This window comes from Achromobacter sp. SIMBA_011, assembly GCF_046535435.1.
GTDB classification, from domain to species: domain Bacteria; phylum Pseudomonadota; class Gammaproteobacteria; order Burkholderiales; family Burkholderiaceae_B; genus Achromobacter; species Achromobacter dolens.
Map to the genome: position 1 here is coordinate 1 of NZ_JAWRWN010001222.1, position 236 is coordinate 236.

Below are 236 nucleotides of genomic sequence, written 5' to 3' on the forward strand. Positions count from 1 at the left end.
CTCTGATCTGCTGCAGTCGGGGGGATTGCGGTGCTGCCGCTTATGGGTATGTTTCCGTGGCGCATCGCCAGGAGCGGCGGTGAGGCTCAGGACATACGGATGAGGGCATTATGCATAAAGTGATATTCGATACGGACCCCGGTGTGGATGACGCGATGGCGCTTCTGTTTCTGCATCGCCACCCCGATATCGATCTGATCGGCGTTACCACGGTCTTCGGCAATGCGCCCATCGAT

At 58.1% G+C, this 236-nt stretch carries 1 protein-coding gene; it reads left to right on the forward strand.

The genetic code is table 11. The features are described 5' to 3' along the window. Positions 1-110: 110 nt before the first annotated feature. Positions 111-236, forward strand: a 126-nt coding sequence (locus tag SB816_RS34945) for a nucleoside hydrolase (protein ID WP_410548618.1), incomplete at its 3' end; no start/stop codon positions are given.